Source organism: Candidatus Bandiella numerosa, assembly GCF_021811875.1.
GTDB classification, from domain to species: domain Bacteria; phylum Pseudomonadota; class Alphaproteobacteria; order Rickettsiales; family Midichloriaceae; genus Aquirickettsia; species Aquirickettsia numerosa_A.
In genome coordinates this window covers 1-5,485 of sequence record NZ_JAJBJD010000065.1, presented here as the reverse complement: position 1 = coordinate 5,485, position 5,485 = coordinate 1, and the positions used below count along the sequence as shown (strand labels likewise).

Genomic DNA, 5,485 nt, shown 5'->3' with positions numbered 1-5,485 from the left:
AATTAGTATAGAGCAACTCTAAAAATCTAAATTTAAATTAACAAAAAAACTTAAGTGGTAGTGCCTAGAAAAAAATAAACCCCAGGAATATTGCGCTGTCTAGCGAAAAAGTGCATGAAGTCAGGAAGAAATAAAAATTATAGGTAATCAATAATTAATTGCAATAACAACCAAAAAATAATGGCACTACTTATTGCCATTGTCGTAGTTATATCAATTCTTTCTTGTAGAATTAAAGCCTATACATTAATAACTATCTAAGCACACCTCCCAATAGATGGTGAGCTTATGCCAATTTAAAACTGATATAAATCTTTCACATCATAAAGTATGCTACGTGAAATAGGTAAAGCTGTTTCTCTTCCCCATCCACCATTTTCTATAACTGTTGAGATTGCAAATTTAGGAGAATTATAAGGTGCATAGCCAACAAACAAGCTATGGTCTTTAAAAAGATCATTTTCTGTATTGTGCTTAGTTGATACTACTTGAGAAGTCCCAGTTTTCCCAGCAATATGGAATTCTTCTCCGTCCACAAAACTATTAGAGCTATCTAGTACTTTAAGCATCGATTTTCTAAGCATCTCTAAGTGCTGTTGATTGACTTCTAATTGGTTATTTATGGTATAATTTTCATCATTAATTATTGAAGGAGTGAAATTTTTGCCAGTTGCAATTTTGCTAACCATCTGAAGCAATTGAATGGGGGTTGTTTCAATATAACCCTGCCCTATGGAAGAGTTAATGGTATCTCCCAAATACCAACTTTTTTTGTATTTTGATCTTTTCCAATTAACATTGGGTACTACGCCCCCAATTTCATAAGGGAGCTCAATATTGGTTTTTTGTCCTAATCCTAGTAAATACGCTATTTGACTTACGTTATTTATGCCAACTTTTAAAGATTGATGAAAAAAATACACATTACAAGATTTTGCAAATGCTGTATCTAAATCAACATGTCCATGTCCATGTTTGTTCCAACATTTATAAGTTCTGTACCCCAACTTATAATAACCTGGGCAAAACACTTTTTGATTATGATCTATCCCACTTTTTGAAATTGCTAGGTACATAACTATTTTAAACACTGAGCCAGGATGGTATTGGTTAGATATGCATTTATTAATCAATGGGTTCTTTTTATTCTGCATTATCTCGTTCCATTCTGCACTGGACATTCCATTAATGAATATATTTGGATCAATCGTTGGGCTTGAAACCAATCCTATCACTTTTTGCTTCACTAAATCAGACACTAGAATTGCACCGTTATAATCTCCAATATGATTCCAAATAATTTTTTGAACATCCTTGTTAATAGATAAGGTAATGCTCTTTCCTGCAATTGGAGGAATAATATCCACTTTTTTTGTAAAATTACCTCTAGCATCAACTTCAAATTTTTTTATACCTGGCTTACCTTGAAGTATATTATTAAATTGCTTTTCAATTCCATCCTTACCAGTTAAAAATTGATAATTTTTAGGTAAATTTTCTATATCAATATCCTTTATACTAGCATTGCCAACATATCCCATGATGTGAAATGCACTACCTTCTAATTTATAGCTTCTAGCATATTCTTCTATTATTTCAATTTCTTCTAAATTAGGGTCAGAATCCAGTAAAATTGCATTTTGTAAGGAGAGATTCTCAATCAATTTAATTGACTGACTTACTGGAATGTTTTTAGATTTTTCTAAAATTCCTGAGGGTGAAATTTTTTGATCAACGGTCACATCATTAACTTTATCTATAACATTCTTTAAGTTTTTTTTGAATTCTCTTTTGATTATTACAGAATAAATTTTTGTATTATTTACCAATATCTTGCCATTGGTATCAAATATATCTCCCCTCAATGGCGGTATTAACGAAACTCTTAGTCTATTTTTATCAGATAGTGTTTCATAGATGCTGGAGTTCAAAATTTGCAAATAATAGAATCTTCCAATTAAGCAACTTATCAATGCTCCCTTAGTTAACCCTACAACTAGCGCTCTTCTTGTGAGAGTTTTATATTTATTCCTTTCATCGCGCATTTATCTTTTAGAAGATACAAATTTATTAATGAAGTAATAAATTAATGGAAAAAATGTTATTGTGACAAAAGTTTTCTTCAACATCATATCGAGTGGGAGTAAATGATAACTCTCAAAGAAAGTCATAATAGCATATTTGCATGGCAATACAATGATATTTAATACACTGAAAGCAAACCAATCAAACAGCATATTATTGGAATATTTTTTCCTCAAAATGTCGATATACGCAATATAGATAAAATTCTGTGCAATGGTTAATCCCAAATAGTTCAATCTTAGTAAATCATTAAGCAATGACAATAGAAAAATATTAATACTGCCAAGAATATCCTTTTTTAACAAATATATTATGTATATCAATAAGGATAAAATTTCTGGTGTATATTGGTGTTTAATATTAAATTGAAATGGGATATACTTAGCTAAAATAACTGCTACAAGAAAGATGTTAATTTTAATACTTGTGGCTGATTTCATTAGTAAGCTCAAAATTTACACTTGTTAAAAAAGCATTAGGATATATATATAAATGTAATTATACAAAAATAAAGTTATCATGAAAGCAAAAGTTATTGAAGAATTAGGTTTGTATCCAGTATTGCCATTGAGAGATGTTGTAGTGTTCCCAAAAATGATTGTTCCATTATTTGTTGGTAGAGAAAAATCTATCAAAGCCTTGCAAAATATAGATAAGAATAATAAAATTTTTCTAGTTTCTCAAAAAGATGGAATAAATGACAACCCTAAATCTAGTGATTTATATAAAATAGGCGTGATAGCTAAGGTGCTACAGGTTATAAAATTACAAGACTCCTCAGTAAAAATTTTGGTAGAGGGTATAGAAAAAGCCAAAGTTATAAAGTTTATTAGTAGAGATGGCTATATTAAAGCTGATGTAAAGCAAATTATTGATCAATGCTCTAATGACCAGGAAAGTTTAGTTTTACGAAATGCTGTCACAGATTTATTTGAGGAATATTCAACTCTCTGTAAAAAATCTACACAAGAGTCGCTTGTTAATATCGTTCAAATCAAAGATATAGTTGGATTTTGTAATGCATTATGTTCCCAAATACAATTAGCATTAGAAAAAAAGCAACATATTTTAGAAATAGAGGATGTAAATAAAAAATTGGAACAGTTGATGATATACATTAACTCAGAAATCGAGTTACTGAAAGCTGAAACAAAAATTAAGAGTAGAGTTAAAACACAAATTGAAAAAAATCAGAAGGATTATTATCTACAAGAGCAATTAAAAGCAATTCATAAAGAATTGGGAGAAGAAGACCTTAAGGAAGAGTTTAACGAATTAAATAGTAAAATTGCTAAATTAAAACTTAGTAAAGAAGCAAAAGAAAAGGCTAATTCTGAATTAAAAAAACTCAAGATGATGAACCCTATGTCCTCTGAGGCAACGGTAATAAGAAACTACTTGGATTGGATTATTTCATTACCGTGGAATAAACTAACTATGAATAATAAAAATTTAAGCAGAGCACAGGATGCATTAGATGAAGACCATTACGCGCTCAATAAAGTTAAGGAAAGAATTATAGAGTATCTTGCAGTTAATATTAAATCTAAAAAATTAGGAGGTAGCATTATTTGCCTAGTTGGTCCTCCAGGGGTTGGTAAAACTTCGTTAGCAAGGTCAATAGCAAAGGCAACTGGAAGGAATTTCGCGAAAATAACTTTAGGTGGTCTTCGTGATGAAGCAGAGATCAAGGGGCATAGAAGAACTTATGTTGGCGCAATGCCAGGTAAGATAATTCAAGCTTTAAAAAAGGCAAAAAGTTCTAATCCATTGATATTGTTGGATGAAATTGATAAGCTTGGTAATGATTATAGGGGAGATCCAAGTTCAGCACTGCTAGAAGTTCTTGATAACTCGCAGAATAAAAGCTTTAACGATAACTATTTAGAAGTTGATTTTGATTTATCAAAAGTTATGTTTGTTGCTACAGCAAATAGCTTAAACATTCCAAGCCCGCTGTTAGATAGAATGGAAATAATTAGATTGTCTGGTTATACCGAAAAAGATAAACTAGAAATCGCATTGAAGCATCTAATTCCTAAAATTCGAGATTCTCATTCTGTTAACGAAAATGAGCTAACTATAGATAATTCAGCGATTATAGATATAATTAGATACTATACTAGGGAATCAGGAGTTAGAAATTTAAACAGAGAAATTGAAAAAATATTCAGAAAATCTGTTAAAAAGATTTTAATGGATGATAAGAAAAGTTTATCTATTACATGTGATAAACTCAACGAATTTTTAGGGCCACACAAATTTAATTATGGTGAAATTGAAAAAAAGAACCAAATTGGAATTACAAATGGGCTAGCATACACTGAAGCAGGGGGTGATTTACTTGCAATTGAAGCAGTTAAGTATAAGGGTAAAGGTAATATTAAAATTACTGGTAAACTTGGAGAAGTAATGAAGGAATCAGTACAAGCTGCTCATAGCTATATTCATTCCAAAGCAAGAAATTATGGCATTAATGAGGATTTATTTCAGAAATTTGATGTTCATGTTCACGTTCCTGAAGGAGCAACTCCAAAGGATGGGCCTTCAGCAGGTATTGCAATTTCTACTTCTATCGTCTCCATATTAACAGGAATACCAGTAAGAAAGGACGTTGCAATGACAGGCGAAATTACTTTAAGAGGTAGTGTGCTTCCTATAGGTGGTTTAAAGGAAAAGCTATTAGCGGCACTAAGAGCTGGCGTTAAAACGGTGATTATACCTAAAGAAAATCATAAAGATATGCAAGATATTCCAAAAGAAGTAGGTGATAATATGAATATTATATTTGTAGAATCATTTGACGAAGTAATGGAGCATGCATTGGAGAAAAAAATACAAGTTATACCTGATAAAATTTGTGAAGATTTAGCCGAAAACAAGCATCACTCTATATTTCAGAAACACTAATGTCATACACATATAAAGTAAAAAATACATGATAGATATAATTATAGGATCAGTTATTGAAAAGCTAGATGAGCTTAAAGCAGAGGATATTAAAGTTATCAATCTCGAAGATAGAAATTTATTATTCAAAAAAGCAATCTTGGCAACGGGTAGTTCGTCAAGGCATGTACTCAGCTTATCAGATAATATAAGATATTTGCTGAAACAGAAATATAAAATCTATACAAAAAGCGAGGGGCACCTCTCCAGTGAGTGGATTTTGATAGACGCAGGAAATTTTTTAATAAATATTCTTCAAGCGCAAGCTAGGGAAAAATATAATTTAGAAGAAGTTTGGCGCAAAATAAAAACGTCTTAAGCTTTTAAAAGGCCGTTGCATAAATGCAAAGCAAGGAAGATATGCAATAAATGGATTTAAAAAATTAGATTCATATAAAGAAGAACGATAAGTTTGGTATAAAAGCTGATAGAATAATAGGAATTCAAGAAA

3 protein-coding genes are annotated in these 5,485 nt (G+C 30.7%); 2 read left to right on the top strand and 1 reads right to left on the bottom strand.

Translation table 11 applies throughout. The features are described 5' to 3' along the window. Nucleotides 1-296: 296 nt before the first annotated feature. The gene (gene mrdA / locus L8D11_RS03115; RefSeq protein WP_236870218.1) at nt 297-2,045 is read right to left on the bottom strand and encodes a penicillin-binding protein 2; all 1,749 of its coding nucleotides are present in this window, start codon (nt 2,043-2,045) and stop codon (nt 297-299) included. 559 nt (nt 2,046-2,604) lie between these two features. Between mrdA and lon the strand changes: the two genes are divergently transcribed. Both lon and rsfS read left to right on the top strand, forming a co-directional pair. Beyond that, a complete protein-coding gene (gene lon, locus L8D11_RS03110) occupies nt 2,605-4,995 on the top strand; it encodes an endopeptidase La (RefSeq protein WP_236870217.1) in 2,391 nt (796 codons plus the stop codon). A 28-nt stretch (nt 4,996-5,023) separates the two neighbouring features. After that, nucleotides 5,024-5,353, top strand: coding sequence for a ribosome silencing factor (gene rsfS / locus L8D11_RS03105; RefSeq protein ID WP_236870216.1), 330 nt, complete (start codon nt 5,024-5,026; stop codon nt 5,351-5,353). Nucleotides 5,354-5,485 lie beyond the last annotated feature (132 nt).